Source organism: Solibacillus sp. FSL H8-0538 (assembly GCF_038003525.1).
Lineage (GTDB): Bacteria > Bacillota > Bacilli > Bacillales_A > Planococcaceae > JBBOPI01.
On the sequence record NZ_JBBOPI010000002.1, the window covers coordinates 19,950 to 43,754 of the forward strand.

Sequence of the window (23,805 nt, forward strand, 5' to 3'; positions counted from 1 at the left end):
CTATTGGATACCTCTTTTTTGATTCGTTTGATTGAAGACGTTAAGTAAGTCCGGCGCTTTTTCAAATAATAATTCGTAAAATCTTTTTCCTATTTCTTTACTGTGGTCTTTTAAAACAGGGGCGGTTGATTGTACGATATTAATGGTTTTTTCATCAAGCATATTAACATATCCCTCCATATAAATGATTTAACACATTCTATTACTTTGCCCAAATAAATCCACCCATATTCAGTAAGATCTTAGCTACAAGTTAAAGCCTCACTAATGGGAGAAAAGCCCTCACAAACATTGATTTGTGAGGGCTTTTCATTTCACTTGTTGGATTGTAAAAAAGTTTGATTATTTTAGAAATCCTTGTTGCACTAAAGGGGCCGGTTAGTAAAAAAACGTCTCTACATTTGCTTTTATCCCATTAGACTCATAAATCCAATTGTTAAAATTATTGACACAATAGAAATTAGGCACACAAATACAAATTGTTTAAAAGAAATCTTATTTAATTTACCATAGTGGTTTTATACAAGTTTGGTCGGTAGTGTAGTAGAACTTGTTCAACTAAACTGCATCGTCAGTTCAATAAGAAAAAGCCACCATTAAAGGCAGCCTCTTGCTGAACTAATGCACTCGTAAGTTCAATTAGGATTACTTGGAATTTATGTAATAGATAAGATGGTCAGTCCACTCTTCATATTCATATATAAACCCTTTACGAACACATTCAAATTCCATACCCACACTCTCTGCTAAATTTATTGAAGGTGCATTATCAACGTTTATATGCGCTTCAATCCGGTGAAACTGCAAGTCCTTAAAAGCAATATGGAGTGCTCCTATTACCGCTTCTTTTCCGTACCCTTTTCTCCAGTACTGATTATGAATTGTGTATCCAATTCTACCCCATTGAAAATTTTCTCTTGCTAATGTGGAGAAGTCTACCATTCCCAAATGTTTGCCATCATTTTTCCGAAAAATACCGAATACGTTAGCTGTATCACTTAACGCTAACATCTGGTGTTTCTTCACCAAATTATGAAACCATTCCTTAGTACATTCACTCATATCAATTTTACCTATATCGTGTCTATGCTGAGAAGGAAATCTATTTTTAAACTCGCTAAGCCAATTTTGATAATCATCATTTTTTAATGGTCTTATTACTAATCTTTCTGTTTCTGAAAAAAAATCAAATGTTATTTCCTTCTTCATCAATGTGATATCTTCCCTTCTTTAACCCTTTTCTAGAACTACTTGTATTACCTAAATGATTAAATGTATTAGCCATAAGACATCGCACTTTTCTTTTTCTTGGCAATATCAAATCAACTACTAGATGTTCGCGATTATATTATTTGATAAATCTACTACCATTTTTTGTACAAAAACCGCCGTACCTGTTATTGCTATCTGTAATTTTTGTACATTGTTAACGTGGACAATGACGCGTCCATCTTTCTGCATTTCTTGTCCTTGTTCCACAACAAGTGAATATTTTGTTTTCTTATTGGGTTCCACATACGTTGCATAATATGCACCCATTACTCCTGAACCAGTCCCTGTGACAGCATCCTCAATTGTCCCTGAAAAGGGTGATGAAAAATGGCGAGCATGCATATTTGCATCAGGTGAAAATGCAGCATGCAAACTAAATGGATGTACTGAAGACTTTGGCATTTCTTTTAATATTTTGGGAAAATCCTGATTACTAGGTTTCATTCGCTCGAAGGCATCTAAATTAGAAATAGGAATACATAATGTCCAAGTTCCTGTGCTGCCGTAAACAATTGGGAATTCGGGATCAATATCGTTTTCTTGTATACCAATTGACTTAGCTAACGCTGCTTTAGAACCATGAAAAGGAATAAACAGAGGCTCAGCATGCTCCATTCGGATTTGATAGCTTCCATCCCTTTTTGTGACACCTATAGATAAAATGCCAGCGAGCGTTTCAATTTGGTATATTTCTTTTTCAATGAGCTTGTTATTTTCCAATAATGCTACGATGCTAGCCATTGTTGCATGTCCACATAAAGGCATTTCATGTCCTGGCGTAAAATAACGAATTCGAAAATCGGCAATTTCTGATTTCACTGGAAATGCACACTCATTAAATCCGACTTTTTCTGCAATCTGTTGCATCATTTCCCCAGTTAATAAATCTGCATTTAACACAATCCCAGCCGGGTTGCCTTTACCTGGTACTTTTGTAAATGCATCATAGTGATAAACCTCAACTTTATTCATTAGATAAACACTACCTTCTAAAGTAATTTTTACTGCTCCTTTAGTTGAACAAGAAAAAAAGAGCCATCTATGTAGCTCATTTATCTTTTACTTATGCACTCCGTTAGTGAAAGAAGATTTATTCTGATAAAGCTCTTATTTTTTATACTTTAAGTAAAACTTTCCCTTTATAATTACGACTTTCAATTAATTTATGTGCTTCAGCTGCATCTCTTAAATTAAATACTTGTGCTATCGGAAGCGAAATTTGTTTTGATTCAAAAAGTTCTATCACTTTTTCTGCAACTGGTGCCAATCGAACTGGATTATGCTTTCTCGTTGTACCTAAGCTAAAACCCTTAATATTTCTACAGCTACTATGAACATCACTTGTTTTAAATATGCCTGCTTGTCCACTACTATTACCAAATTGTACGAGTGTCCCATATAATGCTAAGCAATCTAAACTCATGCTTGTTACATCGCCAGCAACTGAATCAAAGATAATATTTGCACCTTGATTATTTGTTTGCTTTAGGACTTCCTCTAAAAATGCTTCATAAGTGCAAACAACGTCAGCACCTAATTTTTTCACATAATTTACTTTATCCACACTACCTACAGTTCCAATAATTTTTTGAACTCCAGTTAATTTAGCTAATTGTACGAGCATCGAACCAACTCCGCCAGCAGCACTATGTACAACAATAGTATCGTTTTTTTGTATTTGTCCAATTTCATGTAAGAGCATATACGATAAGATTGATACAGTTGGCATTGCTGCAGCCTGTTCAAATGAAAGACTTTCTGGAATTTTAAAAACTAGTTTTTCGTGTGCAATAACATATTCTGCATATGAACCATCTTTAGGAAAAGCAATCACACGATCTCCTATTGAAAAAGGCGAATTGGTAGCAGTTTCTACAATTGTCCCTGCGGCATCCAAACCCAATATTAACGGGAAATTCCCTTTTCCTTTATTACCAATACGTGTTTTAATATCAGCATAATTCACACTCGTAAATGCTACTTTAATTAAACATTCTCCATCTCCTATTTTCGGTATTTCAACATCTGAGTACGAAAGTACACTTGCATCGCCAAATTTATTTTGGATTATAGCTTTCATTATTAATCCCCCCTCTTTTTATATACTTATATATCCAATTTTACCAATTATTATAGATAAGAGAAATCGAATAATTTTATGAAATTTTCTTATTTATTTCTTATAACACTAACCGGCACCGTTAGTTTAAGAATTCCAACTAATTTAGCGTTAAACCCTTGGTGGATCAACGTGCTCCGTTAGTGAAATAAGAACTTCATTACCAATCTGGCCCTTCATTACTACCACCGACTTTAAGATTATATGAATTGGAATCCAGATTGGTATTTTCAACTAATTCATAGAAAATTGTTTTTACCTCTTCTTGTGCGGATTCAGTAACATCTTTATTTGCTAAGATATATTTCACCCGAATGTCATCTTTTGAATAAATTGCAAGCAACATATGAAATACATAGCCTTTTTCTTTCAATTTCTTGTTTACTTGTTCAAAAAAGCCATTCTCTTGATAAAGTAGCATTTGAATTTCCTCTACTTCTTTTCTCTTCTTTTCGTTTTCCGCTTGTATTTCAGGACTTATTGAATGGGGGGCTTCAGATGTTTCTTCTTTTGTTGAGGAGTTATTGATAAATAGAAAGGTAACAACGAATGAAATACCAATGGTTCCGATTAAAGTGATTTTACCCTTTTTTATTCTGTACACTTCCTTTCTTACTTAAAATATATGACTGTGTAAAAGGGCTTAAACCCACTTCAGTTATTGCACTAAACTGCGCATTTAACACAAGAAGCGCTTGCTCTAATTGAGCAAGCGCTTCCCGATCGTCAAAAAATTTTCTCTATAAAAACAAAACCATATGTTCTTCATCCCAATATTGTTCATTTAATTTTAACGCTTTTTCTTCTAAGCCATACCGACAAAAACCTAGAGAAGAATACAATTTTTCGGCTGTATGGTTGTTTGATACCACCGTTAAGTGAAGTTGTTCGAGTTCAAGTGATTTAGCCTTTTCGATAAGGTGTCGCATGAGTGTTTTTCCGATGCTTGATCCTCGATGATTTTGTGACACATACATAGCTAAAATATTTGCCTTATGTCTAATTTTCAAAGGTTTTTCTACTTGTAATGTCCCTACACCGATTAGTTCTTCCCCATTAAATACCCCGTATGTATAGCGACTTTCACTTTGAAGTGTTTGGGCGTATTTATTAATTGGATTCTCTTGATGTAACTCCTCTTCATACGTCATTAGAAACGCTTCCGGACTCTGTTTTAAGGCTTGTACTCTTAATTCCCAATAAGATTCTGCATCAGATGCCGTTAATAATCTAATGTTCATTGTAACACTTCCCTATTTTCAGTTTATATTCAAACGTGATGACACTGGCATAGATCATTATACGAAAACATGACCGCATATAAAAATCAAAAAGCCACAGCATTAAATGAGCTCGTGGCTTTCTCTTATACCAAAATTTTATTCAACTTCATCGTTTTTATTAACCCCTACAGAAAGTGTCCCACTGAATGTAGCAGCTTACCCACTTCCAGATGCTACAGCACTCTTTAATTTTAGATTGCCTCTATACTGTACTCTTCATAATAACGAGTCTCTGGTATGCTGCTGATACTTGGGTATTGCGCTGGAATTGCTTTGTCTTGATAAAGATCGAAACCATATGGAGTAATTATGTTGTTTATGGCAGCACTTGTTAGGCGAACAATGTTTATTCGCTCTCCCGTCTGCATTGTATAAGGCTTTCTTTATCCGAAATACCTTTTCCGATCGTAACTTGAGTTATTTTAACACCATTTTCGGGCGTATCGGTGAGCGTGATATGGATTCTATCATAAGGAGCGTCACCATGATGTGCACTATAATTTAACGCACTAGCATGAACGATATGTCTTCTTGTATCGCCATTTTTTCTTTCAACTTTATCTATTTTGGGGCACATGATAAAATCTGCGTACGTTTCGTCGAGGTAGGAAAAATATCGGGTATATAACGTTTCTTCCAGCAACTCATCTTTTGGTGCGCCAACACTTTCATATTTCCAGCCTACTAAGAGCCAATCATACAGCGCTAATGATTTCAATCGAACCTTTTTATTATTGCGGGTATATAGTACCTCACCATCTGCTATCGTGCAGGTTTTTACTTGGTTTTCGGCCACACAATTATAGGCAGGTTCAATAACCGCAACGTCCCCATTTTTCATTTTTAGTTTCATTATCGAGACGACGGGCGTTTTAGTTAACTCTAGCTCAATTGCTTCTTCGGAAGGACTTGCTGTATTTAGCCAGTTCACAACCTTATTAATGATTACTTCCTCATACCCATCATTTTCCTTAAACGAACGAGTTTCTCCGTTTAAACGGTATACTTGGACATATAAAACATCCTCTTTTTTTAATTTTGGTTGACTATTCGCCTTTACTAATTGTATTGAGGAAAATAATCCAACAATGACCATGACTAGTATGACTACCTTTCTCAAGCATGACCGCCACCTCTAGATGTGTATTTTGTAGGTATCTTCCCCTTATAATAAAAATAAATACTTAAAGAACTAAAAAGAACGTCATTCAATAGCCTTTCTTCTTGAACTATCTTGCTGCTTTAGTTCAGTTAGTTTGACCTAAAAAAGCGTTAATCCTTGGTGGATCAACGCGCTGGAACATTGCAGATTACTTCGCGATGCGAGGCTACTATTAACATCTTACATACTTGCGTTTAAAACCAATTCTTCCTTTCTCCACATCTTTTATAATACTTTCGTAAGCATTTAGGAAACCGCTTTTTTTCTTGTCCCGTTTGACTTCTACTGGACCTAATGCCTTTGCGGTCTCGACTGCCTTTTCATGGAGCGGCAAATAGGAAAGCCCCACCGTGTATAGAAAATTATTCATAGCGGATTTCGTTCGTTCTGGTGAATCGTGAATTGTATTTTTCACAAGATCCAGCATAGTGGAAATCTTGCTTTCTGCAAATTCAACGTCTTGTCGATTTCCTAAAAGCCAACAGTAGCAACTCCAGCCCGCTGACATTCTCAGCTCTTCACCGCTTGCGATCCATTTATCCGCAACTTCTTGTGCAATATCGGACTCGGATAAAGTTACGGCCACTACAAAATTGGACAGCATATAAAAATACGCTGCATCCATCCAACGATCAAAATCTGATTCCGTCATGGCTTTTGGATCTGCAATAATGCCTGCGAAGTACATTGCGTCGTAGTTCCCTGTGGCATAAAGCGCTTCAGCTAAAGGTTGATTGATTTTTATTTTCTTGGCGATTGGCTTCATAGCGCCCGTACCCACGCCCCAAAGCGGCTCATGCGCACCATTGGATATGTATATTTTTTTCGTTCGTTCCTTGCCAAGAGCTTCAAGTTCCTGCATAACCATTTCTACATTCATCGTATAGCACTTCCTTTTTTCGAGTGTTTTCCCGCAAATATTTTGCCCATCCATTCCACCTCCATTATCCTATAAGCAACTACACTTTGTCACCAAAACGACCGTCTATGGGCAGTAGTGAAGAATACAGTGAGGCACAAATTCAAGAAAAATTAGACTACCAGAAGCCAAAAGAATTTGGTCATCAAGTAGCCTAAAATAGTTGTTTTATGTGTGTCTCAAATCGTTATGTCAATTCAACTCGTACAGGGGTTTCTTTTTTACGCAACGCTTACTATATCCACTAGTAGCTCATAACCAAAATAAAGTGACAGCATACATAGCACCGCAAAGATGACCTTTTCGACTTTGCCACCTGTTTTAACTGTAAGTGGGAAACGCACCGCTATTTTTATAGGGAAAAATAACTTAACGCCCTTTTTGGTCCCCATATCGAGGATAAAATGACTGGCCATCCCAAGTAAAATCCCTATCGTTAATGACTTAAAAGGTACAAAAGCATCCATAAGTATCGCCATCAAAAATAAAAATAGCAAACTATGTGTAAAAGACCGATGCCCAAATAGCTTATTGACGATTTTTGAACTGATGGGAAACATCCGTCCAATTTTACTACCACCGTGGCATATATCCGGCAGCAATGCACCGACAACACCTGCCCCTAGTAATACGAGAGGGCTCTCGTTGGAAATTTGCGCAAAAGCAAGACTCGCTGTGATGCCTCCTACGATGTGTGTATTCCCTAGCATAGTCCCAAATTCTCCTTGCGTGTTGTTAAATTCTACTCTCCAAATTTAACACACTTCACTCAAAAAGAGAACACACATTCCAAACATACGTTCACTTCACAGTTAGATTCACATACAAGTTGCCGTACTTACGCAAGGACTAAAGACGAAACGAGCTCCTATGTGATATCAAATAAAAAACGCCATTTTGAATAAACATTAATCAAAATGGCGTTCATCTAGCTAACGATAAACTGAAAATCTGGTTTATCAAACTGCTACTGAATCATGTAACTTCACCTGGATAGGAAGGTTCAATTATTTGGACAACGCGATCATCGAAAATTTCTTTGGCTTATTAAAATCCGAACTCCTCTACCTACAAGAATTTGAATCCATGGCGCATTTTGAACAGGAGCTCAAACACTACATTCACTATTGCAAACCCAAACGAATGAAGGAAAAATTAAAAGACCTAAGCCCGGTGGAATACCGAACTCAGGTCTTAGAAGCTACTTAACTGAATATGTCTAACTTTCTAGGGTCAGATCAAAATCTAACCAGTTTTTTCATTATGAATTATTCGTTGTTTTTTCAAAGTCACATAACTCGATCCATCTTACAATAGACAGAATCACTTCCTGGAATGCTAAGCCGTTGGGTGTTAACTCGTATTCTACTTTTTTTATTGATGAATCAAGGAATTTTTTATTGATTAAGCCTGCATCTACAAGCTCATTTAAGCGCTCTGTTAGTAAACGATCCGAAATTCCAGGGATGGTCGCGTGAATTTCGTGATACCTTTTTGGCCCTGGTACTAATGTATAAATAATCATGCCCATCCAGCGCTTCCCGATAAATTCAATCGCTTGATGATAGCTGCTACAGATATGTGTGCAATTCGATTGAGTCATATCCTAACCTCCCGCCTGTGAATTCATTTTCCTCTATTGTAACATATCCGATTTTTTATTTGACGCACAAACTTACTAATGGTAAGATTCGATTTATAAACTTACCTTTAGTAAGGTATAAGGAGGAAAAAACCATGTCAACAGCAACTCAAGATTTATATACAATTATGCACGAAAGAAAATCCGTTCGTAAATACGATCCTACTTTTAAAATGACTCAAGCAGAACTTGAAGAAATCCTTACAGAAGCAACAAGTGCACCCTCTTCAAGTAACCTACAACCTTGGAGATTCCTTGTGATTCAAGATGACGCGACAAAAAAAGAACTTCGTGCGATCGCGAACAATCAAGAACAAATTGAAACATCTTCAGCCGTTATTGCCGTTATTGGTGATGCTGAAATGTATAAAAACGTAGAAAAAATCTACACACAAAATGTAGTTGAAGGTCATATGGGGGAAGAACAGAAAAATATTATGGTTAGCAATACGAACCATATGTACCCTCACGCTCCATTAGAAGTTAGACAGAACATCGCCTCTTTTGACGCGGGTCTCATTTCAATGCAACTTCTGCTGATTGCCAAAGAAAAAGGCTTTGATACAGTAACAATGGGCGGATTTGATAAAGTGAAATTTACTGAGCGATTCGCATTACCTGAGAATCAATTCCCGATCGTACTCATCGCGATTGGTAAAGCAGCTTCACCAGCATTTGGCTCATCTCGTCTACCATTAGAAGACATTGCTCGTTTTATCTAAATCGTAAGCACATACAAAAGCCCTCACAAACGTTGATTTGTGAGGGTTTTCCGCTTCATTTATTGGATTGTAAGGAAAGTTGATTATCTTTGAAAACCTTGTTGCTCCAAAGCACCTGTTCGTTGAGTAAAAAAAAGCATCTCTCTTTTACTTAATAAATACTTCAGTTACCCAACCAAAATAAAGATTTATACCATTTAATTTTATTGGACCAACAATTTCATCCTGCTTAGGGGATAAGTGAAAAAGTTTGACAAACTCAGTAAAATCCTCAAACCACTTTGCTGTCTCACTAAAAGAATGAACAAGCATAAGTGAATTATTAGCATTTACTTTCCTAGCTTCAAGTAGTGCGGATGCAGCCCTATGTAATAACTGATATCTTATATTTTTTACTGAATCCTCATCTAACCCTAGTAATTTAAGTAAATACTCCAATCTTTTTCTTTTACCGTCACTCGGGTTGTCACCTAACCAGGACTCCACAGTTTCTCCAAAGGGTTCTGATACTTTTCCTTCTACCATAATCGTTAAAAGCTCGTTACTTGCCTTTGCAAGTACATAAAGATCATTTTGTGAACTTGCGTTTCCTCCAGGTAAAGCAACCTTGTATTCGGGAAATCCATACAATACTTCTACATCGTTAAACAATGTTAACTTACTCTTTTTAAATACTTTGTCAACACAATTTGGTAAATTGCTAGCGTTTTCCCAACAATCCGCTAATTCAAAAGCAGAATAGCCTTTTTTCCACTGTTTCTCAGGGTTTGAAAGGAAATCTCTCCATGATATTGCTCCTTCTGACGGTACAAAGAATCTGCCCATTCTCCCACTCCTTCATCAAGATTATTTTCCCTATACATAAAGTCACCTTCACTATAAATAAATTTTACCATAAAAAACCATTCCTTGATTGAACTACCTTGCACCATTAGTTCAATAAGAAAAACGACTTGACTCTACATCGCTAGGTAGAATTCAGTCAAATTTTCAATGCTTACTTTAAGGAGTGAATCTTTAATTAAAGCACCCCGTTTGTTTATTTAGCTTGATAGGTTATTCATTGGAAAGATCATCAATCGCTTGAACAGCTAGTTCCAGCGCTTTAATTCTTCTTTCTAAAAGCGTTCTTTGGGGACTACCAGCCTTTGACTTAGCATAAATATTCTCAATTGATGGAAATAAACCAGTAAGAACATTGCGAGCTTCTGCTAATTCTTCATGGGTGTGATGACGGGGTCTTTGATTCCAGACGTTTTCTAGCATGGCTAAGCCGATGCAAACAGCTTTGAGTCGTTTCTTTACTAAGGTAGTATTTGCGCCTTTCTCAGTCATCTGGGATAAGGCATTTTCGAGTTTACTGATTGTCGATTGGAAAGATTTTATTGATTCCAATTGATCTACATTTGATACGTTCTCCATAATAAGTACTATCCTATCTTCGTTTCTGAATTATGTTGTTCGATATTTGATAAAATCGTTAAGAAGCTGATTTCATTCGCAATATTTTAACATAAATACCCAACTCTTTTTGATTGGGATTCTCAACCATCTGGCTCATTTTTGACACAAGTTAAATATTATTCTTCCGCTAATGTGCTCGTTAGTCCAATAAGAAAAAGCTACCCCTTAAAGGCAGCCGATTGTTTAACTAAAGAACTACACTATATTGAACACTCAAATACAAGAAATGAACTTCCTTCTCCATATCCATTAATAACTTCATGGAGAACAATTTTATCAAATCCATTAGTCTTAAGAATTTTTTTAAATTCACCTGATTCATAAAGACGAATAGGGAAATCCATTATTTCTGTTTTCTCTATTTGCCCGCTTTTAACTAATTGATATTTCAATTTTGTATTTAACATCTTACTTGCTTGGTCATAATTGACTTTCTTGTATTCAACAATCTCGTTGTTATCAAGGTAATGTCTATTCGTTTCAATCCAATCAGAAATATCGTTAACTGTACCTGTGTCTGTCATAACAGTTAATAGTAATTTCCCATCTTCTTTTAAAATAGTTTTCATGTTAGCAAGACTATCTTTCGCTAATTCATCTGGCAATAGTGAAAAAGAACCGAATGGTATCATAATTAAATCATAATTTTTGTCGCCTTTAAATTCTTCTATTTTCCCATAAGAAACATCAGGTTTAAGGTTTAATTTCTGACCTTTTAGTTTACATACTCGCAGCATTTCTTCTGAAATATCAAATCCCTTAATATCGATTCCTTTTTGCATAAAAGGAATCAGCATTCTACCGTTTCCACACATAGGTTCTAACACTTTCATCTTTTTGTCTTTTACAAAAGATAAAAAAACTCAAGTTCTTTCCCTTCTACAAAATTGGACTAACATAATTTTATAAGACAACACAAAACACCTCTGATTCGGGTACGTTGAAAATACGTACACCTAATCAGAGGTGTTTTAGCATGGGCAAACAAATGATTCAGCGGATAGTAAATGAGCAGTAGTAAAAGCGCGAATGACAGGTGCAGTTAACAACAGAAGAAATGATTCACTACAGCTCTTAGCCACGAACCTGTTCAGGTGACGATCCCATATTTAAGATTATATTAAAGCAAGTCCCTTTATTTTCATTATCGATCACCGTAATCGACCCGTTATGCTTTTTGATAATGCTGTCAACCGTTGCAAGACCAAGGCCTATACCACCCATTTGACGGGAGCGTGATTTGTCAACACGATAAAAAGGTTCAAATATATTCTTTTTTTCTTTTTCGGCAATCCCGATGCCTGTATCTTTAATTTTGATTGAAACCTGTTCCTTACTCAATCTATTTACAACCACCTCAACTGCCCCACCATCAATATTGTACTTAATGCCGTTTTCGACAAGGTTGTAAAAAGCACGATACAATAAGTCCGTGTTCCCCAAAACAACGCTATTATCACACGCTAAAGCCAGCGAAACCTGCTTATCTTTAGCGATGTGAGAAAGCTCTGCAATAATATCCTCGAAAATATCCTTTACGCAAATGCTGCTTTGCTCAAGATTATCATCCATATTCGTCATATCTAAAAGGCTAGCGACGAGCCCTCTCAAGCGCTTCGTCTGCTTTTCAATCACCGCAATAAGCGCATCATATTCCTCGTTTGTATGGTTTTTTTTCTTCTTAAATACATCCACCTTTGTTTGTAACACAGCAAGAGGTGTTCGAAGCTCGTGGGCAGCACTGGCGGAGAATCTTTGTTGCATCATAAACGAATTAGCCAGCTGATCCGTCATTGCATTAAATGTGACCGTAAGCTCTGCTATTTCATCCTTTGAAGGCGGTACGGATAAGGTTTCAGCTAAATTTTGCACATTCATGTTTTTTACTTGTCCGTTTAGCGTGTGAAGCGGTTTTAATGCCTTGCCCGAGAGATAGTAGGTTAGAAATCCCCCGCTCACAATGACTAACAGCATATACATAATGCTTTCCATTGTAAAATCCATTCTTGCTTTTTCGGCATCCTCTGAAGGAATGGGAGCGGTCATGCTACTTGACGCTGAGGGAGCGCTTTCATGAGCCCATCCTTCTTCGCCAACCTCTAGTGCAGGTAATACGGCGGTTGCATCAATTCTTGTCGCCATTCTTGCAGCAGAAAAATTAAGTATGAGGGTAAGGCCTACACAACAAACCGTTAAAAGAGTAACGGTCATCACAGTAAGTCGCCACCGAATGGGCATTTTTTCAAGCATGTACATCCCCACCCTTTTCTAATAAAAAGTAACCTTCGCCGATTTTCGTACCGATTGGGTCATAGTTTAACACCGCTTTTAGCTTCTTGCGGAGCGTTGCAATATGAACCCGAATCGCACCACTAAAGCTATCCGCATGCTGATCCCAAACATGTTCAATCAGTTCTTCTTGGCTAACCACTCGCTCTTTGTTTAGCAAAAGGTATTCAAGCAAGGCAAATTCTTTTTTTGTCAGTGCTAGTTCATTTTCGTTAACGATGACAATACGCTTTGATAAATCCACTGTAATTGCACCGCAGAAAAGCGTCGTCCTTTCTTGCACAAACTTTCGCCTTAACAAATTTCGTATTCTGGCTTCCAACTCGGCAAAATCAAATGGCTTCGCCAAATAATCATTTGCCCCGATGTCTAAGCCTTTCACTTTGTCATGAACACTACTTCTCGCACTGAGAATGAGTACCTTTAATTCCGACTTTTCATCACGTATCTTTTCTAACACCTCTAATCCATCCATTTTCGGGAGGTTTAAGTCAAGTACAACCAAATCGTAATTTATTTCATATAAAAGCTCGTAAGCCGTTTCACCGTTGTCACACGTATCCACTGCATACCCATCTATTCTAAGCCCATCTGCCATCGCTTCCTGCAAATCAAGCTCGTCTTCTACAATCAGAATTCTCATCCCAAAATCACCTCTTTTTCTATTGTACTGTAAGTATGTGTTAAATCTATGTTAAGCATTTAACACGAAGAAAATCCCTTAACAGGGGTTTAACATCGTTTTTTATACAATGGTGACACAAGTTTAGGAGGAACAAAAAATGTATATTTTAAAAAACGCAACAAAGAACATTAAAAGAAACAAAGGAAGAAACCTTTTAGTCGGTACGGTATTGGTCATTATCGCGATCACTTGTGTCATTTCATTGGTCATTAACAGTGCAACAAGTAGTATCCTAACCGATTATAAAAATCAATTTGGTAGTGAAATCAATGTTGAGCTGGATTATTCAAAACTTTACGAAGATGGAATGACCACAGATGTTCCCGAAGTAACGATAGATCAGCTTAAAAAATACGCAGATTCCGACTATGTAAAAGACCACTACTTTTATTTAGAAGCGCCTGCTGTATCAAAAATCAAGGCCCTAAATCAACAGGAGGATGCAGCACTGCAAGGTAGCGGAAATGCTGAAGGTGGAGCTCCTGATATTGGCCCTCCAAATTTAAAAGTAATTGGAAGCTCGTCCTATGAGTTGTTTGAAGAATTTAAAAAAGGCGAACGCAAAATAATAGCGGGCAAAATATTTGAAAAAGATAATGACATTGTAATCAGTGAAGATTTGGCCCAGCAAAACAGGTTAAAAGTGGGTGATGCCATTACCGTTCGTTCAATGGCCGATGTGAATAAAGATGTCAGCCTTACAATCACAGGTATTTTTAAAGACCTAACAACAGACAACATGGGCGACTATGCTTTTAAAGATCCATATATGACACGAAAAAATGAAATCTTAACGACTTACGAAACAGCAACAGGACTTGTAGGAAAAGAAGCAAGTACAATGTCACGTATTAAGTATTTCTTAAACTCCCCCGATGATTTAGATGCTTTTACTACGGAAGCTCAAGGAAAAGGTCTAAGTGAGTATTACTCATTAACAAATAACGAATATCTGTATAAACAGATTGCAGGACCGGTTGAAAGCGTGCAAAAGATAAGCACCGTTTTCTTACTCGTAGTGCTTAGTTTAGGTGGCATTATTCTGATTCTACTTAATCTTATTGCTCTTAGAGAACGCAAATATGAAATTGGTGTTTTAAGAGCGATCGGAATGAAAAAATTCCAGGTTATTAAATCCTTATTATATGAATCAATTCTTGTCACAATGGTTGCGGTTACTATCGGACTTGGCGTGGGGAGCCTTACAGCACAGCCTATATCAGATCAACTTCTTGCCGACCAAATTGAGCAGAGACAAGAGCAAATGGAAAATATGGGTGGGAATTTAGGCGGCTCCAATGCAGCTATGCCTAATACAGATGAAATCATTAACTCATTAAATGTTCAATTAGATGCAAGCGTTATTGTAGGGATGCTCCTTATTGGTGGCTTGCTTGTCATCATCTCAAGTGCAATGTCACTTGTGTATATCACGAAATATGAGCCTATAAAAATTCTGTCAGAAAGAAATTAAGGAGAAAATGAACATGAGTGTATTAGCAGTAAACAACCTGTCTTATGTGTATGACGGCACTAAAAAGAAAGTTCTTAATAAGATCAAGATCGAATTTGAGGAGAAAAAAACTTATGCCATCGTCGGCAAATCAGGCTCCGGTAAAACGACTCTTTTAGCTTTGCTTTCGGGACTTGACCTCTGTAAAGAGGGCGAAATCCTTTATAACGGTGAGAATATAAAAACCATTGATCGTGATCACTACCGTTCAAATAAAATCGGTGTTATTTTTCAAAGCTATAATTTGCTTACCAATGCTACAGCCCTTGAAAACATTATGCTCTCCATTGACATTAGCGGGATTAAAGTAGCCAATAAAAAAGAATATGCTTATTCCTTATTGCAAAGTGTCGGGATTGATCAAGAAACGGCCGATCGAAAGGTATTAAAATTAAGCGGTGGTGAACAACAGCGCATTGGGATTGCACGAGCTTTATCTCACAATCCTGACATTCTCATTGCAGACGAGCCCACAGGAAACTTAGATACCGAAACGGAAGAAAGCATTATGAAAATACTCACTGCCCTTTCCGAAAATGAAAATAAGTGCGTCATCATTGTCACTCACTCCAAAAAGGTGGCAGATTACGCAAATGAAATTTGGGGCATTTCAAATGGCAATCTATCGCTTGTGAAGAAAAACTAAATTAGAGCAAGGAAGGAACTAAACTAATGTTTGAACTTAAAAATGTATCCAAACAATATAACGGCGAATTCGCTTTGGATAATATTTCCCTTACAATGGGAAAAGGACTGAATTTTATCGTCGGTGCTTCAGGTAGTGGTAAAACGACACTTTTGAAAATCATTAGTGGGATGGAACAAGATTTTGATGGCGAAGTTTACTATTGCGGTAAGCGCATTAAAGAATTAACGTCCAATGAAAAAAGCTATTTTTACAACAATATTTTCGGCTTTGTTTGGCAGGATTTTAATCTGCTCGAAGATTCATCGGTTTTAGACAATGTGTTGTTGCCACAGTACTTAAAAAAGAAGAAAAATCAAAAGAACGCTGAAATGATTTTAAAAGACCTCGAAATAATTGACCTTGCGCATCAAAAAGTGAAATATCTTTCGGGTGGTCAAAAACAGCGTGTTGCTATCGCCAGAGAGCTTATGAAAGATCCACAGGTTATTATTGCGGATGAACCAACTAGTGCATTGGATGAAAAAACTGCAAAAACAACAATGGATATTCTGAAAGCGATTTCTAAAAACAGGACAGTCATCATTGTCACCCACGATACCAAGTTGATTGATCATAAATCAAGGGTTTTAGACTTGGATGAGGGAGAAACGATTGCATCCCCACAAGAAATTGTAACTATAAAAGAAAGTCCTAAATACGGTGAAAGTCCTCGCTTATCGATCAAAAACGCTTTCTCACTCACGAAATCGAATGTCAAAAGGAAATTTAGCCGATTTTTAGTATCAACTCTTTCCCTAATGGTTGCAGGTACATTGTTGCTGACAACTGGCAATGGGACAATCGAGGACAGTAGTCAAGGTGATTTTGACAAGCTGATTGATACTTATGGCGAAGGACTTAAAGATATAAGTATCATTGGCAGTTTTATGAGCGCTGAAGGTGCAAGCGATAATCAAGGAGAAACGCCGAACGCTGATGTTACACAGGATATTGGTGGTTTATATGATCACTATGTAGGGGATGAGCGCGTTGATTTTACTGCTTTTTTACAAGCGTTTGATACTATCAAAATCACTGTTAGCGGCACAGAATATCAAATACAAGGAACAGGTACTGCTCCGTCGATCAATACGTTAGTAGCAGGAAAAATGCCGACAGGTAAAGACAACGAGATTGTTGTTCCAGAAAATTTTGTTAAAACATTGGGCATATCAAACGAGCAAGCAATCGGCAAAGAAATTGATTTTAGCAGTGGTATTTACAATTGGGACACAGGTGAGCCTGTTTTAAAAGACGCATCCATTACCGCAACAATCGTAGGTGTTGCAGATAATACTGTCTATTATGAATATGAAGGGGAAATGACAGCGTTTACCGTTGATGACTCTTTCTTCTTCAGCAAAGCTGCACTTGACGATTTGAGAGGACAAGCAGGAATTGAACATAACCCAATGAATTTTCTTATTCGAGCAAAGACGCCTACTGATATGATTGCCATTAAAGACGAACTTAACGCAAATGGCATTGTACCTCTTGGCAGATTTGAGCTAGTTGAAGATATTGTTAGATTAAATGAGCAAACAACCGAACAGTCCAACTCCGCCAGTATGTTCATAGGAATTTTGTCTGTCGTTATGGTTATTGCGATTTCCCTTATCACAGGTTTTATGAGAAGAAGAGAATTTGCAATTTATAAAGTCAGTGGCTTTACCAATACTCATTTGAGTCTGCTTAACTTGACCGAAAAAATAACAGAATTCATGACAGCAAGTTTGTTACTGCTTATTACATCACCGCTGATCAATATGGCTACGAAAGGCTTGTTCAGCGCAAGTATGCTAAATTCTAAGATGTTGTTTTCGGGCGTGCTATTGATTGCTTTAGTAGGCGTTGTTGCTTACTTTACAACGGCAATCGCCATCCTAAAGACGAATACAACCACAGCTTTGAAGACAGGTGACCGATAGTGATACAGATCAATAACCTTTCAAAGCGATATGATCATTCTCTTATTCTCGATGATACAAGTTTTACCTTTCCGAGCAAAGGACTTGTTTGCCTTTTAGGGGCATCGGGTTCCGGGAAAAGCACGCTGCTTAACATGGTTGCCGGCTTCGACAGCGATTACAGCGGTGATATTACGGTTTGGGGTACTTCAATCAGCAAAATGAATGCCGATGAATTGTGTGCGTATCGCAGAGAAAATATCGGGTTTATCTTTCAAAACTACCATCTTTTAAGCGGATATACCGTTCTTGAAAACATCTTGCTTTCTTGTGAGCTAAATACTGCAAGTGAAGAAGAAAATAGTGAAAATGCCAAAGAACTGCTAAATAAACTGGGCTTATCACAAAAGACTGATGAAAAAATCGAAAATCTTTCGGGTGGTCAAAAGCAACGAGTGGCGATTGCAAGAGCGTTGATTAGTAATCCTCGTATCATCTTGGCGGATGAGCCGACAGGAGCATTAGACCGTAAGAACTCGAATGAAATTATGGAACTTTTAAAAGAGATTTCAAAAGACCGTTTGGTGATTGTCATTACGCATGATCAAAAGATTTGTAGCTTGGCAGATGAAGTCATTCACATTGAAAACGGCAAAATGATTGCTAAAGAGACCGACATTCAACCAGCTCTTACTAGTAATAATAAACTCAGTATCAATAACCCGATTAAAATAGCTGCGTTCAAGCGAGGGCTTAAGAACTTCAAAGTGAATATTACACGCTATATGGCTGTCAGTTTGGCAATTTCCATTGGTATCCTTGTATTTATGTTGTCTTTATCTTCTGGGAATATAATGGACAAGAATATTTCGGATTTTCAAGATAAAAACACTGCCTTTAACAACGGTTATATTAAAGGTGAGGATGATGGAACAGTTATTGACTTGTTGAAATCCGATGAGCGTATCGAAAATGTGTATTATCAATACAAAATAACGGATGTAACGTTAAAGTTGGGCGATAAAACGGAAGCTTTAGCAGAAAAATACCCAATGGCAAAGGCTACTGAAAAGATGTCATATGGTGCTATGCCCAAAATAGGTAAAAAGGAAATAGCACTTAGTCCGAGCCTCGCTAAAAAATTTGAAAATGATATTAGTAGTTTGATTGGTAAAGAAGTTACCTTAAATTATGCGGGTCAAGAATACACGCTTACGATAAGCGGTATTTTCAATGCAGGGTACGATGATTTCTTTGTAAGCTCCTATATCGAACAGGAATTTTACCAAAATGTGAAAAACGAAAAAAACTACTCAATCAGTTATGATGTAAAGAACTTTGAAGATATTGTGCCAGTTAGTCAAATGCTTACTGATAAAAAAGTCGACAGTAAAACTGCAGCCAAAGAAGTAGAAGTTTTGCAAAATACATTTAACAATCTTAGCCGTTTGTTCTTAATCGTTTCTATTTTAATCTTAGCAATTGGTTTGTTGATCAGTACCGTATTACTGATCAAACTGCAAAATTCAAGATACAAGGAAATAGGGCTGCTGTCCGCTTTGGGCTTTAATAAAGGTACCATACGGAAAATAATTATCAGTGAAAATTTACTTTTAGCAGCCATGTCAGCTATTTCTCAAGCTGTCCTCATTGGCTGTACGTATTTAGTCGGCCTGATTTTCAATTGGGCTTTGATCATCACCCCATTCCAAATCGTACTATCAATCCTTTCCACAGGTGTTGTTGTTATTGGAATGAGCATGATCGCGAGCCACAAGTTAATTCAGACAGAGCCTGCTGTCGCGTTGAGAAAGTAAGATAGTTCATGATGTAGTGCCCACATATTTTTCCGTGGGCACTATTTGCATTTACGCTACTTTAATCAAAGCTCCACGGCGAAATAATTACAGAATTACTTCAACTGTAATCATTTGTTCATCTTCAGTTCAGATAGGCCCTGTATTCTATGAGTATCAACAGATTGGAGGGGTTAATTATGAACCTCGCTTGGAAAGATATTAAGAAAAATAAAGTAAAATTTTTGATTTTAGGTTCCATTGTATTTCTCGTTAGTTTACTAACTTTTATTATTTCTGGTTTGGCAAATGGCTTATCACAAGACAATGCTGCCCTCATTAAAGATTTACCCGAAGGACAATTTTATATGAGTGCAGACGCAGATGAAACATATACTCTGTCAAGAATCGATCGTAGTATCCAAGATGAACTATTAACCAATCAAAAGGATGCTGTCGCGTTCTCAATTCAAATGGGCTTTGTAAATGATGCGTCGGATAAGCAGCAAGGCGTAGCTTTTGTGACCTCTACTGATTCAAAGTTATTTGAAAATGTGAAACCTGGGGAAATACTATTAGATAGCTCATTGAAGGAAGCAGGTATAAAAGTAGGCGATACCTTAACGAACAATCAATTTAGTGGCGAGTTTGTTGTAAAGGGCTTTGTCGATCAAAAGAAATACAGTCATGCCCCTGTTGCTTATATTAGTATGGAGGATTACAAAGAAATGTACCGCGTGGAAGCAATGCAACTTGTTTTCGTGCCGGATGGGGATGTTTCACATGAAATTGATGGATTACAGTCATTTTCTACTAAAGAGTTCCTAGGTACAAACCCAAGTTATAGCGCAGAACAGATGTCTTTAAATATGATTATTTGGTTTTTAGTCGTCATTAGTGGCATGTTGTTTGCAATCTTCTTCTACATGATGAACGTTCAAAAAATTGGGTTATACGGTATTTTAAAAGCAATTGGGTTAAAAACAAGTACGTTATTCAAAATGATTTGGACGCAAATGCTGGTTATTACCGTCATTTCACTGATTCTGTCGGTTACACTCAGTCAAGTTTTCAATATGATTGCACCAAAAGGAATGCCTTTTAGTTTAACCTTTGAAACAACGACGCAATTGTCCATCGTTTTCTTAGTTATCGGATTTATCGGCGCGACACTCTCAGGTATACAAATCAAAAAAATCGAACCATTACAAGCGATACAGCAAGGAGAGGCTTAATATGACGCTATTTACAATTGATAATGTTCGAAAAACGTTTACGAACGGAGAAGTATCGGAAGAAATACTAAAAGGAATCAACCTTACCCTTAGAGAAGGTGAAATTACCGCATTAGTGGGTGCATCAGGCTCTGGTAAAAGTACACTCCTTACAATCGCTGCGGGACTTCAACCGTCATCCGATGGGCAAGTTCGATTCGAAGGCAATAATATGACTGCCATGAGTGCAGAGCAAGTTCGAAAAGTACGCGCAAGTAAATTTGGCTTTGTTTTTCAATTTGCACACCTGGTTCCTTTCCTTACTGTAGAAGAACAACTACTGCTAATGCTAGACGTTTCTGAATCGAAATTAAAGAAACACGAAAAAAACAAGGAAGTGAATCGCATCCTCCAATTAGTTGGAATGGACCATCGAAAACAGGCCTACCCTTCTTCATTGTCAGGTGGGGAGAAACAACGGGTGGCTATTGCCCGCGCAATAATTCATAAACCGAAAGTTCTTTTCGCCGATGAACCCACGGCAAGTTTAGATTCCAAGCGCTCGAAAGATGTGATGATGTTGATCAGAGATTTAACGAAAACACTAAACATTACTACGCTAATGGTGACACATGATGAAGAAATGCTCTCTTATGCGGATCAAATCATCAAAATGAGCGATGGTCTAATTGTGCAAAATGTAGATTAAATCCTACACTTCAATCTAACATTTCGAACTACCACAGCCTTTTGGGTTGTGGTTTTTTTGCGGATAAAAATGGTGCCATTCTTCTCAAAAACTTTTCCATTCTGCGCAAACCGCAATCGAAAAGAAACCGTATTTCGTTGCCTCTATGCTCGTGATGAACGCTTTTCTGAGCAGCGTAATTCAACCAAGCGTATCCAAATCTTTTAGAAGCGTACATAAACACAATGAAGCCCCCTAAACGTTAATTTAGGGGGCCTATCCATTTCATCTATAATCGGTGGTTAATAAAATTAAATAGATGTTATATTAATTCGTTCCATTTGTCCACTAATCCCATTTCTAACAGAATAGCGTCGAAACTAATGGAATTAAACTTAGGTGAGTAAGTACAAATTATCTTAGTAATATTTTTAATCATTTTCTGATGTTCCTTTTTAGGCAATACGAGTTTCAAAAAGGATAGTACCGTAAAAATATTCCCTTTATCTAGTAAATGAATTCCAAGAGATAAGGCTTTGGCGATATCCGCAGAAGGAGCAGGCTTATGTAATTTGAAATTATAAAGACGCTCTTCGTGAGCACATACATTTCTAAAATACGTTACAGTTTTCAAAGTGCTTTCTAACATATCCGGTGTATAGTGAATTACGTTCCCATAATCGCGTTTATAAGAAATAGCAAAATCTTTAGCGATGGTATTCTGTAGCGAGTTGTCGAGGCAACTGTAGAAATACTGCATGTTTCCAATTGTCAAATAGTTTACTAGCACCCACAAAGGTACACCATCATGTTTGTCCAAATAATGCGCAATCGATCCTTTTTTCTTTCCATTTTTTGAAATAGTATTTGAGATGGTGGAAATTAAACTTAAAACGTCTTTTAATTTAGTTTGATGGCGCGTATAGTTTTTTAAAATTAAATACGCATGTGGTTCTTTGTATTTTTCAGAAAAACGATAGGCAATTTTTGATTTTATATTAGATTCAAATTTTAAAAGGTATTCTAATAGAGTATTTCTCAAATCTCTATCGAAACTATATAATTCATAGATTTCTTCAAATGTAGCATTAGGTATGTAAGTTTCGGGTATTTTATTTTTCGCTATCGCATCCTTTACTAAAAAAAAGTCCTTGTAGCCGTTTATTACAGCATAATAGCTTTCATTTTCAAGGATACGTAACGCTTTAGAGCCATTGTTTATTTTAAGACCCCTAGCTCTTAAAATTGCTAATTGTTGGCGATGAGTTTTAAATGGTTTCAATTTATTAATTCACCCCTAAACAGAAAAATGGCCCATACCTCGTAAGGAAATGGACCGGATCGGTAAGATCATTATAGTATATGTAAAATGCATTATCAAGATACTGACAAAATAATAAACGTACTATCCCACACTGGAAGTGGAGGTTGGTTTGATGTCACCGATGGACAGTTACGTTTATAAATAACCATGTTAAAAAATACGCAAGAGGTGATTCATATTAGAGAATTTCTAACAATTAATCATAATAAGATTGAGGTTTTTCAAAAAGGAACAAATGGTACGCCAATCATTATCCTTACAGGGATGGGTTGCTCATTTGATGAGTGGTACGATGTTACGGAGTCATTAAGTAAATCAAATCGAGTAGTACTGTTTCATAGACCTGGGCTAGGTGCGAGTGAAATTCGACAGGAAGTCCGTAATACACAGGCGGTCGTAAACGAATTAAATGAGTTGATGCTTCTACTTGGCATACTTGAACCCGTGATAGTAGTTGGTCATTCCTATGGTGGTTTATGTACCCAGCATTTTGTGAAAGTGCATCCTAGAAAGGTGGCAGGAATCGTATTAGTAGATTCAACTTCTGTTGACTTAAAGGTCTTAGACGAGTTGGATATACCCGTTTTGAATGGAGGTTCAACTGATGAGGTTTGGGCGGAAAAATGTGGTTCTTATTCTTTAATGACACAGGAAGAATTAAGAAAAATCATTAATCCCACGCTTACAATAAAACAAAAACAATTCCCTTTGGATGTCCAACAACGTTTACTAGATTTCCAGATTAATCCTCATTTATACAAAGCAATGCATTCTGAAATTACCAACTGGAAGAAAGACGCAGATACGATCAAGAACCTAGGGGAATTTCCTAATGTACCTTTAATTGTAATTGGTCGTGATAAAGAACATACCATTAGGTTAGGCACGGAGGATGGCTTACCAGAGGCGGAGTTACGGTTATTTGAAGAAACATGGCAAGAACTAATTACGGACCAAGTAAAGCTTTCTCAAAATAGTAAATTGATAGTAGCGAAAGATGCAAGTCATTCCATACATATGGATAGACCAGATATTTTGATTGAATCAATAACTTGCCTGGTTAACGATCCTTCCTTCTAATTGCATCTATGGTCGTTGTTTCTAGTACAGCTCATCCA

23 protein-coding genes and 2 pseudogenes are annotated in these 23,805 nt (G+C 37.0%); 9 read left to right on the forward strand and 16 right to left on the reverse strand.

From position 1 onward, the window contains the following. The 9 genes from MHH87_RS18050 to MHH87_RS18090 form a co-directional block, all read right to left on the reverse strand. Entirely contained in the window at nt 1-162 is a 162-nt protein-coding gene (locus MHH87_RS18050) for a hypothetical protein (RefSeq protein ID WP_340751141.1), read from the reverse strand. A 483-nt stretch (nt 163-645) separates the two neighbouring features. Continuing rightward, nucleotides 646-1,209: a GNAT family N-acetyltransferase gene (locus tag MHH87_RS18055; RefSeq protein ID WP_340751143.1), complete on the reverse strand. Its 564-nt coding sequence runs from the start codon at nt 1,207-1,209 to the stop codon at nt 646-648. Between the two features lie 120 nt (nt 1,210-1,329). After that, complete coding sequence (locus MHH87_RS18060) at nt 1,330-2,244, reverse strand: PhzF family phenazine biosynthesis isomerase (RefSeq protein ID WP_340751145.1); 915 nt, start codon at nt 2,242-2,244, stop codon at nt 1,330-1,332. A 142-nt stretch (nt 2,245-2,386) separates the two neighbouring features. Next, on the reverse strand, nt 2,387-3,352 hold the full coding sequence (locus tag MHH87_RS18065) for a quinone oxidoreductase family protein (protein ID WP_340751147.1): 966 nt from the start codon (nt 3,350-3,352) through the stop codon (nt 2,387-2,389). Between the two features lie 199 nt (nt 3,353-3,551). Then, on the reverse strand, nt 3,552-3,995 hold the full coding sequence (locus MHH87_RS18070) for a hypothetical protein (protein ID WP_340751149.1): 444 nt from the start codon (nt 3,993-3,995) through the stop codon (nt 3,552-3,554). A 136-nt stretch (nt 3,996-4,131) separates the two neighbouring features. Beyond that, nucleotides 4,132-4,632, reverse strand: a complete 501-nt coding sequence (locus tag MHH87_RS18075; RefSeq protein WP_340751151.1) for a GNAT family N-acetyltransferase — start codon at nt 4,630-4,632, stop codon at nt 4,132-4,134. A 388-nt stretch (nt 4,633-5,020) separates the two neighbouring features. Further along, on the reverse strand, nt 5,021-5,794 hold the full coding sequence (locus MHH87_RS18080; RefSeq protein WP_340751153.1) for a hypothetical protein: 774 nt from the start codon (nt 5,792-5,794) through the stop codon (nt 5,021-5,023). A gap of 214 nt (nt 5,795-6,008) precedes the next feature. Beyond that, a complete protein-coding gene (locus MHH87_RS18085) occupies nt 6,009-6,716 on the reverse strand; it encodes a DNA alkylation repair protein (RefSeq protein ID WP_340751155.1) in 708 nt (235 codons plus the stop codon). 260 nt (nt 6,717-6,976) lie between these two features. Then, nucleotides 6,977-7,465 (reverse strand): metal-dependent hydrolase, encoded by a 489-nt coding sequence (locus MHH87_RS18090; RefSeq protein ID WP_340751156.1) that lies wholly within the window; start codon nt 7,463-7,465, stop codon nt 6,977-6,979. 295 nt (nt 7,466-7,760) lie between these two features. Here MHH87_RS18090 and MHH87_RS18095 point away from each other — a divergent pair. Then, nucleotides 7,761-7,964 (forward strand): annotated as a pseudogene (locus MHH87_RS18095) (IS3 family transposase); the annotation flags it as partial. 52 nt (nt 7,965-8,016) lie between these two features. Here MHH87_RS18095 and MHH87_RS18100 read toward each other — a convergent pair. Next, a complete protein-coding gene (locus MHH87_RS18100; protein ID WP_340751158.1) occupies nt 8,017-8,358 on the reverse strand; it encodes a winged helix-turn-helix transcriptional regulator in 342 nt (113 codons plus the stop codon). A 134-nt stretch (nt 8,359-8,492) separates the two neighbouring features. On the opposite strand from MHH87_RS18100, the gene MHH87_RS18105 reads away from it, so the two are divergent. Continuing rightward, on the forward strand, nt 8,493-9,119 hold the full coding sequence (locus MHH87_RS18105) for a nitroreductase family protein (RefSeq protein WP_340751161.1): 627 nt from the start codon (nt 8,493-8,495) through the stop codon (nt 9,117-9,119). A 147-nt stretch (nt 9,120-9,266) separates the two neighbouring features. On the opposite strand, the gene MHH87_RS18110 is transcribed toward MHH87_RS18105, so the two are convergent. The 5 genes and pseudogenes from MHH87_RS18110 to MHH87_RS18130 all read right to left on the reverse strand — a co-directional run bounded on the left by MHH87_RS18110 (nt 9,267) and on the right by MHH87_RS18130 (nt 13,515). Then, nucleotides 9,267-9,944 carry a DUF6946 family protein gene (locus tag MHH87_RS18110; RefSeq protein ID WP_340751162.1) on the reverse strand — a complete coding sequence of 226 codons (678 nt, stop codon included), beginning with the start codon at nt 9,942-9,944 and terminating at the stop codon, nt 9,267-9,269. A gap of 231 nt (nt 9,945-10,175) precedes the next feature. Continuing rightward, nucleotides 10,176-10,541 (reverse strand): hypothetical protein, encoded by a 366-nt coding sequence (locus MHH87_RS18115; protein ID WP_340751163.1) that lies wholly within the window; start codon nt 10,539-10,541, stop codon nt 10,176-10,178. A gap of 242 nt (nt 10,542-10,783) precedes the next feature. Further along, nucleotides 10,784-11,460 (reverse strand): annotated as a pseudogene (locus MHH87_RS18120) (class I SAM-dependent methyltransferase); the annotation flags it as partial. A 197-nt stretch (nt 11,461-11,657) separates the two neighbouring features. Next, nucleotides 11,658-12,833 (reverse strand): sensor histidine kinase, encoded by a 1,176-nt coding sequence (locus MHH87_RS18125; protein WP_340751165.1) that lies wholly within the window; start codon nt 12,831-12,833, stop codon nt 11,658-11,660. Further along, nucleotides 12,826-13,515, reverse strand: coding sequence for a response regulator transcription factor (locus MHH87_RS18130; RefSeq protein WP_340751167.1), 690 nt, complete (start codon nt 13,513-13,515; stop codon nt 12,826-12,828). The genes MHH87_RS18125 and MHH87_RS18130 overlap by 8 nt, the downstream gene beginning before the upstream one ends. A gap of 139 nt (nt 13,516-13,654) precedes the next feature. Between MHH87_RS18130 and MHH87_RS18135 the strand changes: the two genes are divergently transcribed. The 6 genes from MHH87_RS18135 to MHH87_RS18160 all read left to right on the forward strand — a co-directional run bounded on the left by MHH87_RS18135 (nt 13,655) and on the right by MHH87_RS18160 (nt 21,384). After that, entirely contained in the window at nt 13,655-15,031 is a 1,377-nt protein-coding gene (locus MHH87_RS18135; RefSeq protein WP_340751168.1) for an ABC transporter permease, read from the forward strand. A gap of 13 nt (nt 15,032-15,044) precedes the next feature. After that, entirely contained in the window at nt 15,045-15,716 is a 672-nt protein-coding gene (locus MHH87_RS18140; protein ID WP_340751170.1) for an ATP-binding cassette domain-containing protein, read from the forward strand. A gap of 26 nt (nt 15,717-15,742) precedes the next feature. Further along, the gene (locus tag MHH87_RS18145) at nt 15,743-17,686 is read left to right on the forward strand and encodes an ATP-binding cassette domain-containing protein (RefSeq protein ID WP_340751172.1); all 1,944 of its coding nucleotides are present in this window, start codon (nt 15,743-15,745) and stop codon (nt 17,684-17,686) included. After that, nucleotides 17,686-19,482 carry an ABC transporter ATP-binding protein/permease gene (locus tag MHH87_RS18150; RefSeq protein ID WP_340751174.1) on the forward strand — a complete coding sequence of 599 codons (1,797 nt, stop codon included), beginning with the start codon at nt 17,686-17,688 and terminating at the stop codon, nt 19,480-19,482. The genes MHH87_RS18145 and MHH87_RS18150 overlap by 1 nt, the downstream gene beginning before the upstream one ends. 179 nt (nt 19,483-19,661) lie before the next feature. Continuing rightward, the gene (locus MHH87_RS18155; protein WP_340751176.1) at nt 19,662-20,696 is read left to right on the forward strand and encodes an ABC transporter permease; all 1,035 of its coding nucleotides are present in this window, start codon (nt 19,662-19,664) and stop codon (nt 20,694-20,696) included. A 1-nt stretch (nt 20,697) separates the two neighbouring features. Then, entirely contained in the window at nt 20,698-21,384 is a 687-nt protein-coding gene (locus MHH87_RS18160; RefSeq protein ID WP_340751178.1) for an ABC transporter ATP-binding protein, read from the forward strand. A gap of 301 nt (nt 21,385-21,685) precedes the next feature. On the opposite strand, the gene MHH87_RS18165 is transcribed toward MHH87_RS18160, so the two are convergent. Further along, nucleotides 21,686-22,645 carry an Abi family protein gene (locus MHH87_RS18165; protein WP_340751180.1) on the reverse strand — a complete coding sequence of 320 codons (960 nt, stop codon included), beginning with the start codon at nt 22,643-22,645 and terminating at the stop codon, nt 21,686-21,688. Between the two features lie 189 nt (nt 22,646-22,834). Between MHH87_RS18165 and MHH87_RS18170 the strand changes: the two genes are divergently transcribed. Next, nucleotides 22,835-23,767 carry an alpha/beta fold hydrolase gene (locus MHH87_RS18170; RefSeq protein ID WP_340751182.1) on the forward strand — a complete coding sequence of 311 codons (933 nt, stop codon included), beginning with the start codon at nt 22,835-22,837 and terminating at the stop codon, nt 23,765-23,767. The last annotated feature ends 38 nt before the right edge of the window (nt 23,768-23,805 follow it).

Excerpts from the sequence above, each read along its gene's own strand:
- MHH87_RS18085 (WP_340751155.1), bottom strand. The coding sequence starts at position 6,716 with ATGAATGTAGAAATGGTTATGCAGGAACTTGAAGCTCTTGGCAAGGAA.
- MHH87_RS18090 (WP_340751156.1), bottom strand. The coding sequence starts at position 7,465 with ATGCTAGGGAATACACACATCGTAGGAGGCATCACAGCGAGTCTTGCT.
- MHH87_RS18075 (WP_340751151.1), bottom strand. The coding sequence starts at position 4,632 with ATGAACATTAGATTATTAACGGCATCTGATGCAGAATCTTATTGGGAA.
- MHH87_RS18155 (WP_340751176.1), top strand. The coding sequence starts at position 19,662 with ATGAACCTCGCTTGGAAAGATATTAAGAAAAATAAAGTAAAATTTTTG.
- MHH87_RS18100 (WP_340751158.1), bottom strand. The coding sequence starts at position 8,358 with ATGACTCAATCGAATTGCACACATATCTGTAGCAGCTATCATCAAGCG.
- MHH87_RS18125 (WP_340751165.1), bottom strand. The coding sequence starts at position 12,833 with ATGCTTGAAAAAATGCCCATTCGGTGGCGACTTACTGTGATGACCGTT.
- MHH87_RS18110 (WP_340751162.1), bottom strand. The coding sequence starts at position 9,944 with ATGGGCAGATTCTTTGTACCGTCAGAAGGAGCAATATCATGGAGAGAT.
- MHH87_RS18105 (WP_340751161.1), top strand. The coding sequence starts at position 8,493 with ATGTCAACAGCAACTCAAGATTTATATACAATTATGCACGAAAGAAAA.
- MHH87_RS18160 (WP_340751178.1), top strand. The coding sequence starts at position 20,698 with ATGACGCTATTTACAATTGATAATGTTCGAAAAACGTTTACGAACGGA.
- MHH87_RS18050 (WP_340751141.1), bottom strand. The coding sequence starts at position 162 with ATGCTTGATGAAAAAACCATTAATATCGTACAATCAACCGCCCCTGTT.
- MHH87_RS18170 (WP_340751182.1), top strand. The coding sequence starts at position 22,835 with ATGTTAAAAAATACGCAAGAGGTGATTCATATTAGAGAATTTCTAACA.
- MHH87_RS18140 (WP_340751170.1), top strand. The coding sequence starts at position 15,045 with ATGAGTGTATTAGCAGTAAACAACCTGTCTTATGTGTATGACGGCACT.
- MHH87_RS18145 (WP_340751172.1), top strand. The coding sequence starts at position 15,743 with ATGTTTGAACTTAAAAATGTATCCAAACAATATAACGGCGAATTCGCT.
- MHH87_RS18115 (WP_340751163.1), bottom strand. The coding sequence starts at position 10,541 with ATGGAGAACGTATCAAATGTAGATCAATTGGAATCAATAAAATCTTTC.
- MHH87_RS18130 (WP_340751167.1), bottom strand. The coding sequence starts at position 13,515 with ATGAGAATTCTGATTGTAGAAGACGAGCTTGATTTGCAGGAAGCGATG.
- MHH87_RS18135 (WP_340751168.1), top strand. The coding sequence starts at position 13,655 with ATGTATATTTTAAAAAACGCAACAAAGAACATTAAAAGAAACAAAGGA.
- MHH87_RS18055 (WP_340751143.1), bottom strand. The coding sequence starts at position 1,209 with ATGAAGAAGGAAATAACATTTGATTTTTTTTCAGAAACAGAAAGATTA.
- MHH87_RS18065 (WP_340751147.1), bottom strand. The coding sequence starts at position 3,352 with ATGAAAGCTATAATCCAAAATAAATTTGGCGATGCAAGTGTACTTTCG.
- MHH87_RS18060 (WP_340751145.1), bottom strand. The coding sequence starts at position 2,244 with ATGAATAAAGTTGAGGTTTATCACTATGATGCATTTACAAAAGTACCA.